Source organism: Streptomyces sp. NPDC016469, from assembly GCF_040632905.1.
Classification (GTDB): Bacteria; Actinomycetota; Actinomycetes; order Streptomycetales; family Streptomycetaceae; genus Streptomyces.
Window position 1 is genome coordinate 1 of the sequence record NZ_JBEYCQ010000006.1, and the last position, 20292, is coordinate 20292.

The 20292-nt window shown below is 72.7% G+C and carries 11 protein-coding genes and 1 pseudogene; 5 read left to right on the top strand and 7 right to left on the bottom strand.

The window, feature by feature from the left end; translation table 11 throughout:
- Together ABZ565_RS08185 and ABZ565_RS08190 are read right to left on the bottom strand one after the other, a co-directional pair.
- Nucleotides 1-7045, bottom strand: a 7045-nt coding sequence (locus ABZ565_RS08185; RefSeq protein WP_361021939.1) for an amino acid adenylation domain-containing protein, incomplete at its 3' end; no start/stop codon positions are given.
- Nucleotides 7046-7249: 204 nt separating this feature from the next.
- Nucleotides 7250-8605 (bottom strand): helix-turn-helix domain-containing protein, encoded by a 1356-nt coding sequence (locus ABZ565_RS08190; RefSeq protein ID WP_361021942.1) that lies wholly within the window; start codon nt 8603-8605, stop codon nt 7250-7252.
- Between the two features lie 313 nt (nt 8606-8918).
- Here ABZ565_RS08190 and ABZ565_RS08195 point away from each other — a divergent pair, with 313 nt between their 5' ends.
- Nucleotides 8919-9113, top strand: coding sequence for a hypothetical protein (locus ABZ565_RS08195; RefSeq protein WP_361021945.1), 195 nt, complete (start codon nt 8919-8921; stop codon nt 9111-9113).
- Between the two features lie 12 nt (nt 9114-9125).
- Here ABZ565_RS08195 and ABZ565_RS08200 read toward each other — a convergent pair whose 3' ends face one another.
- Nucleotides 9126-12290, bottom strand: coding sequence for a BTAD domain-containing putative transcriptional regulator (locus tag ABZ565_RS08200; RefSeq protein WP_361021948.1), 3165 nt, complete (start codon nt 12288-12290; stop codon nt 9126-9128).
- Nucleotides 12291-12419: 129 nt separating this feature from the next.
- On the opposite strand from ABZ565_RS08200, the gene ABZ565_RS08205 reads away from it, so the two are divergent.
- Nucleotides 12420-12818, top strand: coding sequence for a nuclear transport factor 2 family protein (locus tag ABZ565_RS08205; protein WP_361021951.1), 399 nt, complete (start codon nt 12420-12422; stop codon nt 12816-12818).
- On the opposite strand, the gene ABZ565_RS08210 is transcribed toward ABZ565_RS08205, so the two are convergent.
- The 4 genes and pseudogenes from ABZ565_RS08210 to ABZ565_RS08225 all read right to left on the bottom strand — a co-directional run.
- On the bottom strand, nt 12800-13810 hold the full coding sequence (locus tag ABZ565_RS08210; protein WP_361021954.1) for a helix-turn-helix domain-containing protein: 1011 nt from the start codon (nt 13808-13810) through the stop codon (nt 12800-12802). The two genes, ABZ565_RS08205 and ABZ565_RS08210, sit on opposite strands and share 19 nt — an antisense overlap.
- Nucleotides 13811-13914: 104 nt before the next feature.
- Nucleotides 13915-15144, bottom strand: a complete 1230-nt coding sequence (locus ABZ565_RS08215; protein ID WP_361022626.1) for a metallophosphoesterase — start codon at nt 15142-15144, stop codon at nt 13915-13917.
- 512 nt (nt 15145-15656) lie between these two features.
- Nucleotides 15657-16535: an EamA family transporter gene (locus ABZ565_RS08220; protein ID WP_361021957.1), complete on the bottom strand. Its 879-nt coding sequence runs from the start codon at nt 16533-16535 to the stop codon at nt 15657-15659.
- A gap of 781 nt (nt 16536-17316) precedes the next feature.
- A pseudogene (locus tag ABZ565_RS08225) lies at nt 17317-17448 on the bottom strand (ornithine cyclodeaminase family protein); the annotation flags it as partial.
- Nucleotides 17449-17498: 50 nt separating this feature from the next.
- On the opposite strand from ABZ565_RS08225, the gene ABZ565_RS08230 reads away from it, so the two are divergent.
- The 3 genes from ABZ565_RS08230 to ABZ565_RS08240 are packed head-to-tail and all read left to right on the top strand — an operon-like array spanning nt 17499 to nt 20273.
- Nucleotides 17499-18773 carry an alpha/beta fold hydrolase gene (locus ABZ565_RS08230; protein WP_361021959.1) on the top strand — a complete coding sequence of 425 codons (1275 nt, stop codon included), beginning with the start codon at nt 17499-17501 and terminating at the stop codon, nt 18771-18773.
- 12 nt (nt 18774-18785) lie between these two features.
- The gene (locus ABZ565_RS08235) at nt 18786-19445 is read left to right on the top strand and encodes an MBL fold metallo-hydrolase (protein WP_361021962.1); all 660 of its coding nucleotides are present in this window, start codon (nt 18786-18788) and stop codon (nt 19443-19445) included.
- Nucleotides 19446-19493: 48 nt separating this feature from the next.
- Nucleotides 19494-20273: an exodeoxyribonuclease III gene (locus tag ABZ565_RS08240; protein ID WP_361021965.1), complete on the top strand. Its 780-nt coding sequence runs from the start codon at nt 19494-19496 to the stop codon at nt 20271-20273.
- Nucleotides 20274-20292 lie beyond the last annotated feature (19 nt).

The window sequence follows — 20292 nt, forward strand, 5'->3', positions numbered from 1 at the left end:
CCAGCTCGCCGATGCGCTCGAACAGGTCGTCTCCCAGGGCGACTTCGACCTGGCCGCCCCGGTGCGAGGCCACCGCCGGACGCGGGCGGTCCAGGCTCAGCCGGTGCTCCTCCGGCAGCGCGTCCAAGGCATCCCGCCAGAAGGCGAGTTCGCGGGAGAGCACGCTGTCCGCGTCGTCGGCCGCGCCCAGCACCCGCTGCTGCCACACCGCGTAGTCCGCGTAGTCCACCGGCAGCGGTTCCAGCACACTCGCGGTCGCACCCGCGCTCCGCGCCTCGTAGGCCCGGGACAGGTCATCGAAGAAGACACCGGCCGAGCGTCCGTCCGTCGCGATGTGGTGGAAGAGCAGGAACAGGACGGTGTGCCCGTCCTCGACGTCGAAGAGGATGGCCCGCAGCGGGTTCCCGGTCCTGAGGTCGAACCGGTGCCGGGTGGCCGCGTCCAGGTCGCCGTCCAGCGAGGCCGACGTGGACGCCCGGCGCTCGATGGCGACCCGGGCCCCATCGGCCAGCTGGACGTGCTGCCGCGGCTCGCCGTCGCCCGTCGTGAACACGGTGCGCAGCGGCGCATGGCGCTCCACGACGTCGTTGAGCGCGGCTTCCAGGGCATCGACGTCCGGGGTGTTTTCCAGGCGTACGGCCATCGGCACGTTGTACGCGGTGCTCCCGCCGTCCAGCTCGGTGAGCAGCCACAGCCGGCGCTGGGCGAACGAGACGGGGCTGTCCGGGCCGTCGCCCGCCTCCCCGGCGACCAGGGGCGGCAGCGCGGGCCGCCCCTTCAGCGAGCCGATGTACTGCGCGAGGCGTGCGGGCGTGGGGTGCTGGAACACGTCCCGGATGGTCAACCGGACACCCAGCACCTCGGCCATGTGGTTGGTCAGGCGGGCCGCCAGCAGCGAGTGACCGCCGTGGGCGAAGAAGCTGTCGTCCACACCCACCGGCTCCGAGGCGCGCAGCACCCGGCTGAAGAGGGCAACCGTCACCTCTTCGAGCTGTGTCTGCGGTACACGCCCGGTGTTCACCGCCGTGACCGGCTCGGGCAGTGCGCGCTTGTCGATCTTCCCGTTCGCGGTGAGCGGGAGGCGGTCGAGCGGGGTGAGGTAGGCGGGGACGAGGTGTTCCGGGAGCCGGTCGGCCAGGTGGCGTCGGAGCTCCACGGGATCGCCACTGGTGACCACATAGGCGGAGAGCTGGTCGTGGTGTTTGGTGACGACGGCCTGGGTGACGTGGGGGTGCGTGAGGAGTGCGGCTTCGACCTCGGCGGGTTCGATGCGGAAGCCCCGGATCTTGATCTGGTGGTCGGCGCGGCCTTCGTAGTGCAGGCGCCCGGCGTGGTCGAAGTGGGCGAGGTCGCCGGTGCGGTAGAGGCGGGAGCCGGGTGCGCCGTACGGGTTCGGTACGAAGCTGGTGGCGGTGAGGTCGGGGCGGTTGAGGTACCCGTGCGCGAGGCCGTCGCCGGAGACGTACAGCTCACCGGTGGCCCCGGGTGCGCAGAGCCGGAGCGCGGTGTCGAGGACGTACAGCGGCTTGTTGACCAGCGGGGTGCCGATGGGGATGGCGGTGTGGGGCTCGTCGGCGGGCTCGATGGTGTGGGTGGTGGCGTAGATCATCGCCTCCGCCGGACCGTACCCGTTGATCACCTCGATGCCCGGCCTGGCGCTGTGCAGCTTGTGTACGTGGACGGGCGAGGCCGCCTCCCCGACGGTGTAGGCCGTGGTCACCGAGTCGAAGGTCTCCGGGTGTTCGTCGGTGAGGTAGTTGAAGAGGCTGGCCGACAGCAGCAGCGTCGTTACGCGGTGCTTGGGGGCCAACTCCGCGATGAGCGAGGGTTCCGGCTTCTGCCCGGGCTGGAGGACGACGCGTGCGCCGTGAAGGAGCGGGCCCCAGAATTCGAGGCTGAAGGCGTCCCAGGAGATGGGAGAGGACTGGAGGTATATCTCGTCCGGGCCCGTGGGCAGGTAGGTCTGTCCGACCAGGGTCGATACGAGGTTGCGGTGCGAGGAGACGATGCCCTTGGGCCGTCCGGTGGAGCCGGAGGTGAACATCACGCAGGCGAGGTCGTCACCCTGGATCGGCAGACCCAGGTTGCCCGCGTCGTGGTGGGCCACCTCGTCCGGGCCCTCCACACACGTCACCCACTCGCCTTCGAGGCGAGCCGCGAGCCCCGCATGTGTGACCAGGTGGCTGATCGCGGCCTCGGTCGCGGCGGAGCGCAGTCGCTCGTCGGGGAAGTCCGGGTCGAGCAGTACGTGTCCGGCGCCGGTCTTGAGTACGGCGATGAGGGCGGTGGCGAAGGTGGCGTCGCGTTCCAGGAGGATGCCGGCGAGGTCGCCCCGGCCGAGGCCGCGCTCGCGCAGCTCACGTGCCCAGCGGTTGGCGGTGGCGTTCAGCTCCGCGTACGTGAAGCTGTGCTCACCGTCGATCAGCGCGACCGCATCAGGAACCCGCGCAACCTGCTCCTCGAAGCGCTGCACGAGTGACACATCGTCCCGGTCGGTCATCTCCCCGGCCCACGCCCCGAGCAGCACCTCCCGCTCACCCGCCGACAGCACATCGATGTCCCCGATGCGCGCCTCCGGGTCGGCGAGCGCCTGGCGCAGCACCGCTCCGAGCACGGTCACCATGCGCTCGACGGTGGACCGGTCGAACAGGTCCTCCGCGAAGACGACCATGCCGCGCAGGGCCTCGCCGTCGTCCGTGCGGAGCAGGAACTCCAGGTCGAACTTGGCCGAGCCGTTGGCAAACGTCTGCACGGCTTCCGGCCGCATACCGGGCAGAGCCAGCACCGGTGCGCCGGTTTCCAGGGTGAGGCAGATCTGGAAGAGGGGGTGGCGGGCGAGTGTGCGGGTGGGGTTGAGGGTGTCGAGGACGAGGTCGAAGGGGGCGTCCTGGTGGGCGAAGGCGTCGAGGTCGGAGGTGCGGACGCGTTCCAGGAGTTCGCGGAAGGTGGGGTTGCCGGTCGTATCGGTGCGCAGAACAAGGGTGTTGACGAAGAAGCCGATGAGATCGCGCAGGGCCTCGTCGGTGCGGCCTGTGACGGGGGAGCCGATGGCCAGGTCGGTGCCGGCGCCCAAGCGGGTGAGCGCTGCGACCAGGGCCGCGTGCACCACCATGAAGGAGGTGCAGCCCTCGGCCCGGGCCAGCTCACCCACGCGGGCGAACAGGTCGTCACCGAGATCGACGGCCACCTCACCGCCCCGGTGCGAGGCCCGGGCGGGGCGCGGCCGGTCCAGGTTGAGACCGTGCCCCTCCGGAAGCCCCGCCAAGGTGCCGTGCCAGAAGGCGAGTTCGCGGGAGAGCACGCTGTCCGCGTCGTCGGCCGCGCCCAGCACCCGCTGCTGCCACACCGCGTAGTCCGTGTACTGCACCGGCAGCGGCTCAAACACCCGCCCCTCGGCCCCGGCGACCCGTGCCTCGTACGCACGGGCCAGGTCCGTCACGTACACCTCGCTCGACCGGCCGTCCGTCGCGATGTGGTGCAGTACGACGACCAGGTGGTGCGTGGTTTCGTCCAGCCGGAACAGCGTGATGGAGAGCGGCAGTTCACTGCGGAGATCGAAGACATGGCGGCCGGCTTCGGCCACCGCGTCGTCCAGCTCCCCGGCGGTCACCTCGCGGCGCTCCATGCGCAACCGCGCCTCGGTGGCCGGGAGGATGCGCTGACGCGGTTCGCCGTCCACCGTTTCGTACAGGGTGCGCAGGGGCGCGTGGCGCTCGATGACGTCGTTGAGCGCGGCTTCCAGGGCGTCTGAGTCCAGGGTGCCTTCCAGGCGTACGGCCATCGGCACGTTGTACGCGGTGCTCCCGCCGTCCAGGTCTGCCAGCAGCCACAGCCGGCGCTGGGCGAACGACATCGGGGCCGATCCCTCACCGGACCCCTCACCGGCGGCCGGCGGAGGCAGTGCCGGCAGGCCCTTCGCCGCACCGACCTTCTCCGCGAGCCGTGCCACGGTCGGGTTCTCGAACACGTCCCGTATGGTCAGCCGGACGCCGACGACCTGCGCGATCCGGTTGGTGAGGCGGGCGGCGAGGATCGAGTGCCCGCCGTGGTGGAAGAAGTCGTCATCGATCGTCAGTGTGCCGGGCACGTCGAGCGTGCCGGTGAAGAGCTCGGTCAGGGTCTCTTCCAGCAGGGTGCGCGGGGCGCGACCGCCCGACGACGCCGCGACCGGCTCGGGCAGCGCACGCTTGTCGATCTTCCCGTTCGGCATGAGGGGGAAGCGGTCGAGCGGGGTGAGGTAGGCGGGGACGAGGTGTTCCGGGAGCCGGTCGGCCAGGTGGCGCCGGAGCCCCACCGGGTCACCGCTGGTCACTACGTAGGCCGAGAGTTGGTTCTGGTGTTTGGTGACGACGGCCTGGGTGACGTGGGGGTGGGTGAGCAGCGCGGCCTCGACCTCGGCGGGTTCGATGCGGAAGCCCCGGATCTTGATCTGGTGGTCGGCTCGGCCCTCGTAGTGCAGCCGTCCGTCGCGGTCGAAGTGGGCGAGGTCACCGGTGCGGTAGAGGCGGGTCCCGGCGGGGCCGTACGGGTTGGGCACAAAGCTGGAGGCGGTGAGGTCCGCGCGGTTGAGATAGCCGTGGGCCAGGCCGTCACCGGAGACGTACAGCTCACCGGTGGCACCCGGCGGGCACAGCCGCAGCGAGGTATCGAGGACGTAGAGCGGTTTGTTGACCAGCGGGGTGCCGATGGGGATGGCGGTGTGGGGCTCGTCGGCGGGCTCGATGGTGTGGGTGGTGGCGTAGATCATCGCCTCCGCCGGACCGTACCCGTTGACCACCTCGATGCCCGGGCGGATGGTCTGAAGTTTGTGCACGTGGACCGGGGACGCCGCCTCGCCCACCGTGTACGCGGTCGTGACCGAGTCGAACGTCTCCGGGTGTTCGTCGGTGAGGTAGTTGAAGAGGCTGGCCGACAGCAGCAGCGTCGTTACGCGGTGCTTGGGGGCCAACTCCGCGATGAGCGAGGGTTCCGGCTTCTGCCCTGGTTGCAGGACGACACGTGCGCCGTGGAGCAGCGGCCCCCAGAATTCGAGGCTGAAGGCATCCCACGAGATGGGGGAGGATTGGAGGTACACCTCGTCCGCACCTGTCGGCAGATAGGTCTGTCCGACCAGCGTTGATACGAGGTTGCGGTGCGAGGAGACGATGCCCTTCGGGCGGCCCGTGGAGCCCGAGGTGAACATGACGCACGCAAGGTCGTCACCGTGGATCGGCACCATGAGGTTGCCCGCATCGTGGCCCGTCACCTCGTCCGGGCCCTCCACACACGTGACCCAGTCGCCCCGAAGGCGGTCCGCCAGTCCCGCGTGTGTGACCAGGTGGCTGATGGCGGCCTCGTCCGCCGCCCAGCGCAGTCGCTCGTCGGGGAAGTCCGGGTCGAGCAGTACGTGTCCGGCGCCGGTCTTGAGTACGGCGATGAGCGCGGCGGCGAAGGTGGCGTCGCGTTCCAGGAGGATGCCGGCGAGGTCGCCCCGGCCGAGGCCGCGCCCGCGCAGCTCACGTGCCCAGCGGTTGGCGGTGGCGTTCAGCTCCGCGTACGTGAAGCTGTGCTCACCGTCGATCAGCGCGACCGCATCAGGGACCCGCGCAACCTGCTCCTCGAAGCGCTGCACGAGTGACACATCGTCCCGGTCGGTCACCTCCCCGGCCCACGCCCCGAGCAGCACCTCCCGCTCACCCGCCGACAGCACCTCCAACTCCGCGACACTCCGGGCGCCCGGCTCCACGGCCTGCACGGCAGCGGTGAGGAAGGCGACGAAGCGGTCCTGGTGGGCCGCGACGGCCTCGGGGTCGACGCCCTCCACCGGTGTGTCGAAGTCGATCCGGAGCCCGTCCGCCGCGCCCAGGTCGTACACCGCGACGCTGAGGTCGTCCACCGGGCCGTTGCTCACGTTGTGGTTCACCGTGGGGTGGCCGCACACCGTGAGGTCCGCGTTGAAGCCCATGATGTTGAGCACCGGACCCGTCGGCCTGCGCCCACCGGTGAGCGCACCGGCGTCCCGGCGCAGGTCCTCGTACCGGGTCAGCTGGTGCCGCAGACCGTGCTTGACCTCGGCGGACACCGCACGGACCAGGCCGCTCAGCGTCTCGCCCGCGCCCACCCGGAGGCGCAGCGGTACGACGTTTGACGCCATGCCCGGGGTGTTGCGCGCGGTTTTCGTGGTGCGGCCCGCCACGGGGAGTGCGAGCATCAGCTCGTCCTGGGCGGTGACCCGGTGCAGGTACACCGTGAACAGCGCGACCACCAGGACGGGCCAGGAGACCCGCTCGGCCCGGGCGACGGCGCGCAGCCGGTCCGCCTCCGCCGCAGGGACCAGGACCGTGCGCCGGGCGAAGGGCAGCGCCCCCCGGGACGGGGTCGCCCGGCCCGGGCCCCGGACGAGACTGGCCGCTGCCTCCGGCGCACCGCTCAAGTGAGCGCGCCACGCGGCCCGTTCAGTGGCCACCGCCTCGGAGGACCGGAAGGCGGCGTCCTCCGCGTGCAGGTCGGCCAGCCGGCCGAACGGGGAGTCGCCCCACGGCTCACCGGCGACCGCCCGCTCGTACAGCTCGACCAGCCGGTGCAGCAGCATCGACACGCTCGCGCCGTCCACGAGCAGGTGGTGGAAGGTGTAGAGGTAGAAGAAGCGGTCCTCGGCGAGCTTGATCAGGGCGCAGCGGACCGGGGACTCGCGGGTCAGATCGAAGGGTGCCCCGACCGCCGCGTCCACCAGACCCCAGGCCGCCCCCTCCGGATCCGCCTCGCCGCTCACATCGGTGTACGCGAGCGCCCGGTCGCCCGGGCCGGCGTCGATCAGCTGCCACACCTGCTCGCCGTCGTCCTCGAAGCAGCGGGTGCGCAGGACGTCCGCCTCTGCCACGAGGCGGCGCCAGGCCGCGCCCATCAGCGCCGTGTCGACCGGGCCGAGGATGTCCCGGCACTCGGCGACGTTGTACTTCAGGCCGGTGGGGTCCAGGGTGTGCGCCGTCCAGATGTCGCGCTGGGCCTCCGAGAGCGGCAACCGGGAGGCGGCCGGAGCGGGTGCGACGGTGGCGTCGGACGGCATGAGGTCTCCTGTGGGAAGCGGCGGGAGGGGGCGGAGCAGTGCCATACAACCGCCGGGGCCGGGCGCCGAGCGGCAGTTGTTCCGGCGGTAGGGCCAGCAGTTCGGCGGTGCGGCGGCAGTCGAACGGCAGGCACGGAAGCGCCCACCGCCGGGTGGCACCAACGCGCACCGCCCACCGCGCGCGGCCGCCGCAACACCCAGCCGTCACACCCCGGCCGTCGCCCCCGCCGCGGCCCGCACCACGCACAGCACGCGGAACGCCGAGCGCCCGCCGTCCGCGCTGGTCCGGATCACGCCGCCGACCAGCAGTTCGCGGATCAGCCGGCCGCACTCCGGCAGCGGGCGGCCGGTGAGCCGCACGACGTCCTGGAGGAGGAACTCCCCGTCGCCCCCCTCGCACAGGACGCCGATGAGCGTCCGGTACGGGGCGGGCAGCGCGGCGAGGGTGCGGCTCACCCGGACCTGGAGACGGGAGCCGTCCGGGCCGCCCGCCAGGTGGTCGAGGAGCGGGGCCGGGTCGGAGTCCACGATGTTCCGCAGGGTGGACAGGTCGCACACCGTGAGCCAGGAAGCGGCGGCACCGAGCGCCGCCGGGTGGCCGTCGAGGCGGCGGCAGATCCAGGCCACATCCGCGAGCGCCTGCTCATCGGGCACGATGTCGGGCCGCACGCGGCGGAGCTGGCTGAGGAAGAACCGTACGGCAGGCGCGTCCGTTTGCCCGGCGGTGGGATCCGAGGCCTCCAACGGGGAGAGCAGGAACAGGCGTTCACCGGGCACGTTCCAGGGTCGCTCACCGGTGATCAGCAGCCGCAGGCCCGGGAACGTACGCAGGAGCCGGCTCAGGCGGCCGAAGTCCAGGGCGGCGGTGTCGACACCGTCGAGGACGAGCACGGCGGCGCCACGTACGGAAGAGTTGCCGTCGTCATCGAGGGCGGCCAGCGCGTCCGCCAGTTCGGGCAGCCCGTCCTCGGCCACACCGCCGCCCCGCAGGAAACGCGCGCATTCGTCCGCGAGTTGGGGCATCGGGTCGTCGTCGGGGCGCAAGCAGTCGGCGGTGGCGCCGTCACCGTAATGCCACAGCACCGGCAGCCCGGCATCGTGCAGCCGGGCGGCCGTCTCCAGCGCGAGCCGGGTCTTGCCGACACCGCTCAACCCGACCACGGTGACCAGCCGTTCGGTGCCGGACCGCAGCTCCTCCACCAGGACACCCGTCTCCGCGTCGCGCCCGACCAGCGGGTACAGCGGCACGGGCGGGGCGGCCCGCTCCATGGACAGGCGCCGGACCTCACCGCCCGCCCGGGACCCGCGCCGGGCCGCCGCCTCAAGCGTGGCACGGGCCCGGGGACCGAGTCTGAGCGCGTCGGCGATCAGCCGCACCGTGTCCGTCCTCGGCCGCTGGGCCTTCCCCTTCTCCAGGTCCCGGATGGCCCGCACGCTGATGGTGGACAGGTCCGCCAACTCCCGTTGGGTCAGGCCGATACGGAGCCGATGGCCGCGTATCAGGGAACCGAGCGGGGCGGTGGTGGCCGGGGTGTCCTGCGGGGGGTGGCTGCGCGTCATGGGAAGGACTCCTGCTCGTCGGGGGATGGGCGCCCCGGAAGCGGCTGCGGTCCGGGATGCCGGGGGACGGCTGTCGTGCCTTGCTGCTGCCGGAATCCTCCGCGCGTGCCCTATCCGGGAGGCATCCCGAGGCCAACGCCGTCACGGGCCGGGCCGGCCCCTCGGGATAAGGCGATAGAGGCAGCCGCCCGGGACGGCGATAGGGGCTCCCGCCGTGATAGCGGGGGGATAGGGGCGGGGGCGGTGCCGTGAATCCGCTTCTTCCTAACGTGGTGTCCAGAAGGAAACGGAACACCGACGAAGGGACAGTCCGATGAACCGGAACACCACCGCCCGCAACGCCCTCCGCGCCGCTTTCGCCACCGTCGCGGTCGTGATCGTCACCGGCATCGGCGTCCAGGTGGGCTGGGCCGACGACACCTCCGGCACCGGCACCCAGCCGGCCGGCACCAGCAGCACCCCCACCCCGGGCGCCACCGGCTCCACCGACAACAACCCCTGGGACTGACCCCCGCCGGACTCAGCCGGCGCCCAACAGCCGCCGAGTCTCCGCCAGTTCCCGCTTCATGCCCCGGCTCGTGAAGACCTCCACCGCAGGGGCCAGCAGTTCCCGGGAACGCCCCGGCTCCTCCTCGCCGAGCAGCCGCGCCAGATCCAGGCGGGCCAGAGCGCCGCCGCTGAAATCCATGATCTGCTCCCGGGCCGCGACGGCCCGGTCGAAGAAATACCTCGCCCGGTCGGGCCGCCCCATCAGCACGAACGCCTGACCGAGGTCGCGCAGCAGATGCCCCTCGCCGATCACGTCACCGGAATCCCGGCACAGCTCCAGGACCTCCGTGAACGTCAGCACCGCGAGATCCAGATCCCCCCGCTCCAAAAGCAGTTGGCCCACCCGGCGCAGGGTCCGCGCCCTGCCTCCCAGATAGCCGACCCCGTCGTATATCTCCAGCGCCTCGTCCAACTGCGCCTGCGCCACGTCCATATCACCCCGGCGCATCCGGATGTGCGCGCTCTGCGTCAGCACGATCGCCCGCCCGACCACGTCACCGGCCCGGTCGAAGTCCGCCAACGACCGCTCGTACAGAGCGAGGGCGGTGTCGTCCTCCCCGTTCGTCCGCGCGATCAGGGCCATGTCACGCCGGCACAGCGCCTCGCCCTGCGGCTCGTCCAGCGCCTGGAAGACATCGAGCGCCGAACTCAGCGCCTGGCGCGCCATGTCGCACTCGTTGCGGCTCATGTACAGCGAACCCAGCGAGGCCCGAACGGCGGCGGTGCCCCGCAGATTGCCCGCCTTCCGCACGGCGGCCAGCGCCCGTACGTGGGTCTGCTCCCACAGGTCGTAATGGCCCCGCACCTCGAACAACGTGACCAGGGTCGTCGCCAGATTCCAGCTGACGTCGTGCAGGCCCTCGTCGGCGGCCTGCTCCACCATCCCGCACAGGGCGCCCTGCTCCGCGTCGAACCAGGCCAGCGGATCGGCGAGCAGCTCACTCGTGCATGACGGGGGCGGCGCCCAGCGCGGCGCGTCGCCGTGCAACACGGTGAAGTCACCGCCGTACACCTTGCGATGGGCCTCCTGCGCGAGATACATCCAGCCGCCCGCCATCCGGACGAGTGCGTCCCGGCGCAGCTCCGGCGCGTCCTGCGCGGCCAGCTGCTCGCGCGCGTAGACGCGGATGATCTCATGGAACTGATACCGGTAGCCGCCGGTCCGCTCCACCCCGACCACGTCCAGCATCTGCATGTCGACCAGCGGTTCCAGCAGGTCCGAGGGCACGGGCCGGTCGTCGTCCAGCAGGGAGCCCGCCAGCCAGCCCGGCAGCGTCGGGGTGCGCGCCATGGACAGCAGCCGCAGCAGCCCCCGGTCCTCGGGCGCCAGGCCGTTGTACGAGAGCGACAGGCTGGCGCGCATCGTCATCTCTCCGTGCGCCAACTCGTCCAGCCGGTGCCGCTCGTTGGCCAACCGGTGCACCATCGACGCGAGCGTCCAGTGCGGGCGGGCGGCGAGCCGGGCGGCCACGATCCGCAGCGCCAACGGCAGCCGGCCCACCGTACGCACCAGGGCCTCCGCCGACGCGGCCTCGCCCTCGACCCGCTCCTCCCCGATGATCCGGGACAGCAGCTTCAGCGCCCGCTCCTCGTCCAGGACGTCCAGCTCCACGCGGTGCGCGCCCGGCAGCGCGGTCAGCCGCGCCCGGCTGGTGACCAGCACCGCGCAGTCCCGGCTGCCCGGCAGCAGCGGCTGCACCTGGCTCTCCGAAGCGGCGTCGTCCAGGACCACCAGGAGGCGGCGGGAGGCGAGCCGGGTGCGGTACATCTCCGCTCGCTCGTCCAGCGAGTCCGGGATCAGCTGGCCCGGGATGCCCAGGGCCCGCAGGAAACGGCCCAGCACCTCCGCGGTGGTGGCCGGGGTGCCGGTGCCGCGCAGATCGCAGTACAGCTGGCCGTCCGGGAATCCCGTCTCCGCGAGCCGGTGCGCGAGATTCACGGCGAGCGTGGACTTGCCGGTGCCGGGCTTCCCGGTGATCACGGCGAGACCGACCGCCTTGCGCTCCCGGCCACCGGTCAGCGCCTTCTCCAGGGCGGCGAGCTGGGTCTCGTCGGCCACGAAGTCCGAGGTGGCGGCCGGCAGTTGCTGCGGCCGGGTGTCGTGGGGCTGCGGTTCGGCGGGGGTGGGGGCGTCCTGGCCGGGCCCGGATGCCGGCTGCGGACTCAGGGTACCGGTGCTTGCCGTGTCGGTACGGGGCGCGGCGCGCCCGGCCGCGTCGGCGGGCCGCCGGGGTGCGGGGGGCTCGGGAGCACCGCCGCTCGCGGACCTGGGCTCCTGTCCCCGTACCGGCGGAGGCAGTTCACCGGCGAGGATCGCCGCCTCCAGCCGCCGCAGTTCCCGGCCCGGTTCGAGCCCCAGCTCCTGGTCGAGGATCCGGCGCCCGTCCCGGAACGCCTCCAGCGCCTCCGCCTGCCGGCCCGACCAGTGCAGGGCGCACATCAGCTGGCCCCGCAGCCGTTCCCGCAACGGGTTCTCATGCGTGAGCAGTTGGAGCTCACCCACCAGCCGGTCGTGCCGGCCGAGCTCCAGTTCCAGCTCCATCCGCAGCTCGACGGCGCTCAGCCGCTCCTCGTCGAGCTGGCGCGCCTTGTTGGCCAGTGGGCCGCTGTCCAGGCCGGTCAGGGAGTCCCCCTGCCACAGCGCCACCGCGGACTTCAGGAGCGCCACCGCCTTCTCGGTCTCGCCCTCGTCGCGCTGCCGCCTGGCCCTCGCGACCAGGCCGGTGAAGAGCAGCGAGTCCACATCCCCGGTGTCCACGTGCAGGACGTATCCCGGCGGGCGGGTCGATATGGAGACCGTGCTGTCCGCACCGGCCAAGAGCTTCCGCAGCCGGGACACGCATATCTGCACCTGGGTGCGTGCGGTCTCCGGCGGGTTGTCCTCCCAGATGAGGTCCACCAGGTAATGCGTGCTGACCACCCGGTTCGCTTCGAGCAGCAGCGCGGCGAGGATGACCTCCTGCCGCCCCGGCGGCACCCGCAGCGGGCCGTCCTTGCCCCGTACCTGGAGCGGGCCCAGCAATTGGAAGGGCGGTCTCGCCGCGCCGGGGGCATCCTGGACCGTGTGCGTCGTACCCTCGGCCACCGAGACCCCCAGCTCGTAAGCGCGTTGATACTCCGGGATCAACGTCCCCAAAGTTTTCACAATCCTCACGCATCTGTCCATCCTGCATGCCCAGCGTGACCGGTCGGCGAAATAGCGGCGCGATAGGCGGGGGTTGGCGCGGCCCGGAAGAGTGCCGGGTGAAGGAGAAAGGAGGCGTCCATGCACACCGACGCCTGGACGAGCAGCGCCCCGTACACCGGGGGCGATCTGGTCACCGCGGCGGGGACCGACCACGTCCGTCTCATCTACGAATACCTCGACGCCGGCGACCTCGACGCGTGCGCCTCGCTGCTCCACGACCACGTCGCCCTGGACCTGCCCGGCGCCCCGGCGGCCCACGGCCGGACCGCGTTCCTGCACGCCCACCGCGACCACCTCGGGTCACCCGCCCGACACGAGATCGACCACATCGTCGCGCACGCCCGCAATGTGGTGGTCGCGGGCCGCCGCCTCGGCAAGGGCACCGATGACACGTGCGTGCGCTTCGTGGACTTCTTCCGCATCGCCGAGGACGGCATGGTGGAGTCCTGCACCCGCTATTACCACGCGGCGCCCTGACCGGCCCCGTCCGCCGGGCGCATGGCCATCGCACGGTAGTCGCGCGGTGCCATCCCGTACGCCGCGCGGAAGGCCCGGCTGAACACGGTCGCGTCGGTGAAGCCCCACCGGGCGGCGACGGCCCGGATGGGTCGCCGGCGCAGCTCGGGGCGGGCGAGGTCCGTGCGGCAGCCGTCGAGCCGGCGGCTGCGGATCATCGCGGCGACGCTCTCGGGCTGGTCGCGGAAGAGGGCGTGCAGGCTGCGCAGCGAGAGGTGGTGGCGGGCGGCGATGAGACTCGGGGACAGCGAGGGGTCCCCGATGTGGTGGTCGATGAAGGCGCTGATCCGCCGCAGCAGGACGTGCGCCCGCAGCTCGGCGGGCGCCTCCACCGGGGAGGAGCCGATCCGGTCGGCCAGGCAGGACGCGGCCATGTCCACGGCCATCTCGCCCAGCGCGCCGAGCTGTTGGGGGGAGCAGTCGGCACCGGTAGCGGCGAGGTTCGTCAGGAAACCGGCCAGGATCGCGCCCATCCCCGCGTCGCCCGGGACACTCCGCGCGAGGATCCGGTCCACCCGCTGCGACGGCAACGGCATCCGGGCCTTCGGTATCTGGAGGACGAGCACCTCGACATCGCGCCCGTCCGTCCCCGACCCCGACTCGTACGGACGTGAGGTGTCCCACAACGCCATGCCGCCGACGCCCAGTTCGGCCTCGCCGCCCTGCTGTGCGAACCACGCCGAGCCACGGGTCACCAGCGCCAGCTGGTACTGCTCCGGATCCCCCCTCCGGATCAGCGCCGGGGTCCTGCGCGACCGCAGCGGCCCGTAGCTGAACCGCGCCAGCTGTACGGCCCCGAGACCGAGCATCCCGCCCCGCGCGTCGAAACCGCCCGGGTCCGCGGCGTGGAACTCCGTGGGAAGCAGGACGTCGGACACCACCTGCTCGAACCATTCGAACCGGTCGTCCGGCGCCATCTCGGCCGCCGCCATCTCCTGCCACACCGTCGGCACCCCCGTCACCCCTGCTCAGCCGCCGGAGGGCGTCGGTCTCCGGCCGTGTGCAGTCTGCGGGACCGGCCGAGATCGCGACAAGCGGCGCCACGACCGGGCGCCGGTCAGGACGCGGCGGTCCGGGCCGTTCCCTCCGGCGAGCGCAGCACCAGCAGGGTGATCTCGCTGGGCGCGAAGACGCGGAACGGCGGGCCCCAGAACCCGGTGCCCCGGCTGGTGTACAGCTGCGTGCGGTCGCCGTGGCTGCTCAGCCCGGCGACTGCCGGCTGGTCGAGGCGGACCAGGTAGTGGAAGGGCCAGATCTGGCCGCCGTGGGTGTGGCCCGACAACTGGAGGTCGACGCCGCCCTCGGCGGCCCGGTCGATGAACTTCGGCTGATGTGCCAGGAGCAGGACCGGCAGGTCCGGGTCGGCACCCTCCAGCGCCCCGGCGAGGTGCGCGCGGTGACCGGCCAGGCCGGAGGATTCGGCGGTGACGTCGTCCACACCGGCGACCACGAGGGTGTCGCCGCCGCGTTCGAGCAGCACGTGGCGGTTGCGCAGCGGCTGCCAGCCCAGCTCGTCCATCAGGTCGACCCAGCCCTGCGCCTCGCTGTAGTACTCGTGGTTCCCGGTGACGTAGACGCGTGCGTGGGCGGCGCGCACCGTGCCGAGCGGCGCGGCCTGGGCGCGGCGGCGGTCGGCGGTGCCGTCCGCGATGTCACCGGTGTGGCAGACCAGGTCCGCCTCCAGCCGGTTGACCTCCGCGCACACCCGCTCGGACCAGCGGGCCCGGTCCAGCGGCCCGTAGTGCGTGTCGGTGATGAGGGCGACCCGTGTCCCGTCCAGGCCCGGCCCCAGGCGCGGCAGCTGTACCTCGACCCGGCGCACCCTCGGCACCCGGCGCGCCTCGGCGTAACCCCATCCGAGCAGGACGGCGGCGGCCCCGAGCACCGACCAGGTGACGATCCTGGCCCGGTCCTGCCCGTCGCCGGCCCCGGCCACGGTCAGGGCGAGCCGCAGCAGGACGCCGAACAGCACGGACCAGGTGAAGAGCACCCAGACGGACCCGAGCAGGCTGTCCCCGACGATCGCCGCCCGGTCCCGCTGCCGCCTCCCGTGCCCCCGCACCATCGCGAGCGGCATGGTGACGAGGCCGAGCGCGAAGAGACAGGTGCCGCCCACGGTGACGGGAAGCGGCCAGTGCTGCCCGGCGTACAGCAGCACCCAGCACGGCACGGCCCACAGCAGGACCGGGGCGACCAGGGGGACGTAACGCATCAGCCGCCGCACCCGGCTCGGCGGCGCCGCGGCCGCTCCGCCGTCCGCGGGCCGGGCCTCGCTGGTGTCGGTCACGTTTCCTCCTCGGACGGCCGGAATGCCGCCGGGCACTGTACCCCGCCGCCTCCGAGGACCCGGATGCGGCAGACCCTGGCCCCGGGAGAGGGCGACGGCGGCCCGGGCCGGGGCGGGGGAGGGCGCGGCGGGCAGGCGGAGGCCGACCCCGATCAGGGCCCGCCCGAGGGCGGTGCGCAGAGGCCGGGGGCCCGGGGCGGACAGGGTGAGGCGGTACGTGTCGGCCCCGGCGCGGAGTTCGGCGGCGCGGACGTGGTGCAGGTCTGTGACGACCGTGCGACCAGTGGTGACGCGGCAGAGCCCGTCGGCTTGCTCCGGCCGGGTTCTGCCATGCGGGTCTGCCGGGGCGGCCCGCGAGCCTCGGTGTCTCCGCATGCACCGTGCGCCGTATCGCGACCAACCTGCTGCAACTCGACGGCGCCCGGAGCCGCCTCCGGGCCGGGGCCCACGCCGTGCAGCGCGGGTACCCTCCGGCCACACCCCAGTGAGCGACGGCTCCGGGCGCGCCGGGTTCACGACCGGTCGCGGGCCAGTACGGCGACGGCCGACAGCAGCAGAACCGACCCGACGGCGAGCGAGACGCTGATCCGCTCGCCCAGCGCGACGGCGAGGAGAGCGGCCGTGGCGGGTTCGAGGAGCACGAGAACGGCGGCGGTGGTACTGGGCACCGTGACCAGTCCCTTGAAGTACCAGCGGTAGGCCAGCAGCGTCGGCACCACCCCCAGGAAGAGCAGCCAGGTCACGGACTCGACGGCGTTCTCGGCGTGCGGCCGGACGCCTTCGGCCAGGGCGAACGGCAGGAGGCAGAGGGCTCCTGCGCCCCAGGTGGCCGGGCTCGCGCTGGTGGCTTCCGACCTGCGGGCCCACAGGGTGACGGCGCTGTAGCCGATGCCCGAGACCAGGGCCAGCAGGACGCCTGCGAAGGGGTGGGGCCCGGAGACCGGGTGCGCGACCAGGATCACCAGGCCGATCAGGGCGAGCCCGGTCGCGGCGGTGCCCCGCCTGCTGAGCCGTTCGCCCAGGAAGAGATGGGCGCCGACGCTGACCAGGAGTGTGCTCGTGCCGAGCGCGACCAGGGTGCCCAGCGCGAGTCCGGCCTCCTGGACGGCGCCGAAGTAGGCCGTCTGATAGACCGCCAGGGCGGTCCCGACGAGTACGGAGGTCAGCCCGCGGGCGGACCCGGCCGGCCTGAGCGGACCATGGTCGAGAAGCTTCGGGGCGGTGAGGATGATCGCCGCGATGGCGAATCTCCAGAACGACACGGCCATCGGGCCGAGACCGCTGATACGGAACAGTTCGGCGGCTGCCGCGCCGCCGATTCCCCACGCGACGGCGGCGGCTGAAACGGAAAGCTGTCCCCGCCGGAGCGGCGTGAGGGCAGGCGAAGTCATCTGGTGCGTCTCCATGACGATGGTTTGCCGGAAGAGGGCCGCATGTCGAGCGGACGGCATCCATCGCCCCGGCGGCGGTGCGGCCGGGGTCGGAGTGGGTTTGCGCGCCGTCCGCTAGCGGACGGGCGGCGGCAGGATCATGGAACGCATGGGACGACACTAGCGCGACCAAGGGGTGCGCCGGCCCCGGCGTGCGCGGGCCGGTCGCGTTCAGGGCTGCCAGGTCCTCCCGGGCCGTGCCGACGCTTCTGACGAGCCGGACACGGCTGGGCCGAGCCCCACCTCCGGCGATGGATTCCGGTCCCCGCTCGCCTGCGGAGGCAGCACGATGTCGCCGGCTTCGTGGAGAGCGGCGTTCAGGCTCTCCACGACCACCGTCGACCGGTGGACCTGTTCCGGGTCCACCTCGCGGGCGTCGGGCTCGTGCGAGCCGACGGCCACGGTGGCGTGACCCGGTACCAGCCCTCCCGAGAAGAGCCTCCCGCGCCCTGGTGCGGCACAGGACGACGCCGGCCATGCGCACCGCCTCGGGACCGACCCTTGCGGCGCGCGGCCCCGCGCTCCTGCGGCGGTCCAGGAAGGCGCTGATCCGCCCGGCGTCATGCCACGACCCCGACGTCGCCGAGCGGTCCGACGCGGCGCACGGCCTCGACGTGCCGCCATGCTTCGTGGCCCGTGCCGAAGAAACCAGGCGTGCGGTCCCGGGCACGGTCGGCCGGTCCACGGCGAGAGCGGAGACCGCCGGGGTACGCGGCGCGGTCGGGGCGGCACCGCCCAGCAGAGCCCCGGGGAGCAGGGTCTCACTGTCGAGCAGCACATAAAGCCCCGTGATCCGGGGCAGCCCGCGTGCCGCGTTGCCGGGTGCGACGGCGACCAGCTTCACCCCCGCGTACGGACGGAACCCGGCCGGCATGAAGAGCCCCCGCTGCCTCGGGAGGACGTGAGATATGGGAGCGTGAGCGGGTGAGTGCGACGACGAACACCCTGCAATACCGCTTTGACGGGCCAGAAGACGCCCCGGTCCTGATCCTCGGTCCCTCACTGGGTACCACCTGGCACATGTGGGACCGCCAGGTACCCGAGCTCACCCGGCACTGGAGAGTCTTCCGGTACGACCTCCCCGGTCACGGCGGCGCCCCCGCCCGGCCCGCGACCGCCGTGGCGGAGCTGGGCGACCGGCTGCTCGCGACGCTCGACGGGGTCGGGGTCCAGCGGTTCGGGTACGTGGGGTGTTCCATCGGCGGGGCGATCGGCGCGGACCTGGCACTGCGGCACCCCCACCGGGTGGCCGCGCTCGCACTGGTCGCGTCCTCGCCCCGGTTCGGCAGCGCGGACGAGTTCCGGCAGCGCGGCGTCATCGTCCGTACGAACGGCTTGGAGCCCATGGCGCGCACCGCGCCCGAGCGCTGGTTCACGCCCGCCTTCGCCGCCGCGCAGCCCGCCATCGTGGAGTGGGCCGTCCAGATGGTGCGGACCACCGACCCGGGGTGCTACATCGCCGCCTGCGAGGCCCTGGCCGCGTTCGACGTCCGTACGGAACTGAGCCGCATCCCCGTCCCCACCCTCGTCGTGGTCGGGGCGGAGGACCGGGTGACCGGGCCGGGGGACGCGCGCACCCTGGTGGCCGGGATACCGGACGCCCGGCTCGCGCTGGTCCCCGCGGCCTCGCACCTGGCGCCCGTGGAGCAGCCCGGGGCGGTCACCGATCTCCTGCTCACCCACTTCTCCACCGCCTGGCAGGACACCCAGGCGGCCATCCCGATGCCCGACTCCGTGCCCCGGCTCTCCGCCCCCGTCCAGCCCGTCGCGGAGATCGCCCCCGCCGGGCCGGCCCCCGAGGCGGCGGCCGGCGGGCGCCCCGACCCGTACGCGCCCGGCATGCGGCTGCGGCGCGAGGTGCTGGGCGACGCGCAGGTGGACGGGGTCATGGCCGCCGCCGACGACTTCACCGAGGACTTCCAGGAGCTGGTCACCCGGTACGCCTGGGGAGAGGTGTGGAGCCGGGAAGGGCTGGACCGGCGCACCCGCTCCACCGTCACGCTCACCGCGCTCGTCGCCTCCGGACGGCTGGAGAGCCTGGCCGCGCACACCAGGGCCGCCCTGCGCAACGGACTCACGCCCACCGAGATCCGGGAGGTGCTGATGCAGACGGCCGTGTACTGCGGGGTTCCGGCCGCGAGCGCCGCGTTCACCATCGCGCAGTCCGTGATTCGGGCGGAAACGACGCCGCCCGCGTAGCAGGATGGATGCATGAGCAGCCACACCGAGAACGCCGCGCCGACCCTGACCAAGCAGTCGCACTCCTGCATCCGCCTGGAGAAGGACGGGCGCACGCTCGTCATCGACCCGGGCGGCTTCTCGGAGAGCGACGCGGCGATCGGCGCCGAGGCGATCCTCGTGACGCACGAGCACCCCGACCACTTCGACGAGGGGCGGATCCGGGCCGGTCTCGAGGCCGACCCGGCGGCCCGCGTCTGGACCCTGCGCAGCGTCGCGGAGCGGTTGAGCGCGGCGTTCCCGGGCCGGGTGCACACGGTCGGCCACGGCGACACCTTCTCGGCCGCCGGGTTCGACATCGAGGTGCACGGCGAGCTGCACGCGGTGATCCACCCGGACATCCCGCGCGTCACCAACATCGGCTTCCTGGCCGACGGCCAGGTCTTCCACCCCGGCGACGCCCTGACGGTGCCCGGCCGGGCCGTGGACACCCTGCTGCTGCCGGTGATGGCCCCCTGGAACAAGATCTCCGAGGTCATCGACTACGTGCGCGAGGTGAAGCCGCGCCGCGCGATCGACATCCACGACGCGCTCCTCACCGACCTGGCCCGGCCGATCTACGACCGGCAGATCGGCGAGCTGGGCGGCTCCGACCACGGCCGGATGACACCGGGCGACTCGACGGGCCTGTGACGGCCGCCGCCCCGGCGGCTGTCAGTGGCAGGCGTTAGGTTTACGTACATGCGCATCGCCACCTGGAACGTCAACTCGATCACCGCCCGCCTGCCGAGGCTGCTGGCCTGGCTGGAGAGCAGCGGCACCGACGTGCTGTGCCTCCAGGAGACCAAGTGCACCGCCGAGCAGTTCCCCGCCGACGCGCTCCGCGAGGCGGGCTACGAGTCCGCGGTCAACGCCAACGGGCGGTGGAACGGGGTCGCGCTGATCTCCCGCGCCGGCCTCTCCGACATCACCCTCGGCCTGCCCGACGGGCCGGTCTACGAGACCGCGCAGGAGCCCCGCGCGATCAGCGCGACGTGCGGGCCGGTGCGCCTCTGGTCGGTGTACGTGCCCAACGGTCGCGAGGTCGCCCACGAGCACTACGCGTACAAGCTGCGCTGGCTGGAGGCGCTGCGCAAGGCGGTGGCCGCCGACGCCGCCGGTCCGGCCCCCTTCGCCGTGCTCGGCGACTTCAACGTGGCCCCGACCGACGAGGACGTCTGGGACCCGGCCCTCTTCGAGGGGGCCACGCACGTCACGCCCGCCGAGCGCGAAGCCCTGGCCGCCCTGCGCGCCGAGGGGCTGTCCGACGTCATGCCCCGCCCCCTGAAGTACGACCGCCCCTACACCTTCTGGGACTACCGCGAGCTGCGCTTCCCGAAGAACAAGGGCATGCGCATCGACCTCGTCTACGGCAACGCCCCCTTCACCGCCGCCGTGAAGGACAGCTATGTGGACCGCGAGGAGCGCAAGGGCAAGGGCGCCTCCGACCACGCCCCGGTGGTGGTGGACCTCGACCTCTGAGCGGGCCCCGACGCCCCGG

Bases quoted from the DNA above. Each gene is read 5' to 3' on its own strand.
- ABZ565_RS08220 (WP_361021957.1), bottom strand. From the start codon at position 16,535: ATGACTTCGCCTGCCCTCACGCCGCTCCGGCGGGGACAGCTTTCCGTT.
- ABZ565_RS08240 (WP_361021965.1), top strand. From the start codon at position 19,494: ATGCGCATCGCCACCTGGAACGTCAACTCGATCACCGCCCGCCTGCCG.
- ABZ565_RS08205 (WP_361021951.1), top strand. From the start codon at position 12,420: ATGCACACCGACGCCTGGACGAGCAGCGCCCCGTACACCGGGGGCGAT.
- ABZ565_RS08195 (WP_361021945.1), top strand. From the start codon at position 8,919: ATGAACCGGAACACCACCGCCCGCAACGCCCTCCGCGCCGCTTTCGCC.
- ABZ565_RS08235 (WP_361021962.1), top strand. From the start codon at position 18,786: ATGAGCAGCCACACCGAGAACGCCGCGCCGACCCTGACCAAGCAGTCG.
- ABZ565_RS08190 (WP_361021942.1), bottom strand. From the start codon at position 8,605: ATGACGCGCAGCCACCCCCCGCAGGACACCCCGGCCACCACCGCCCCG.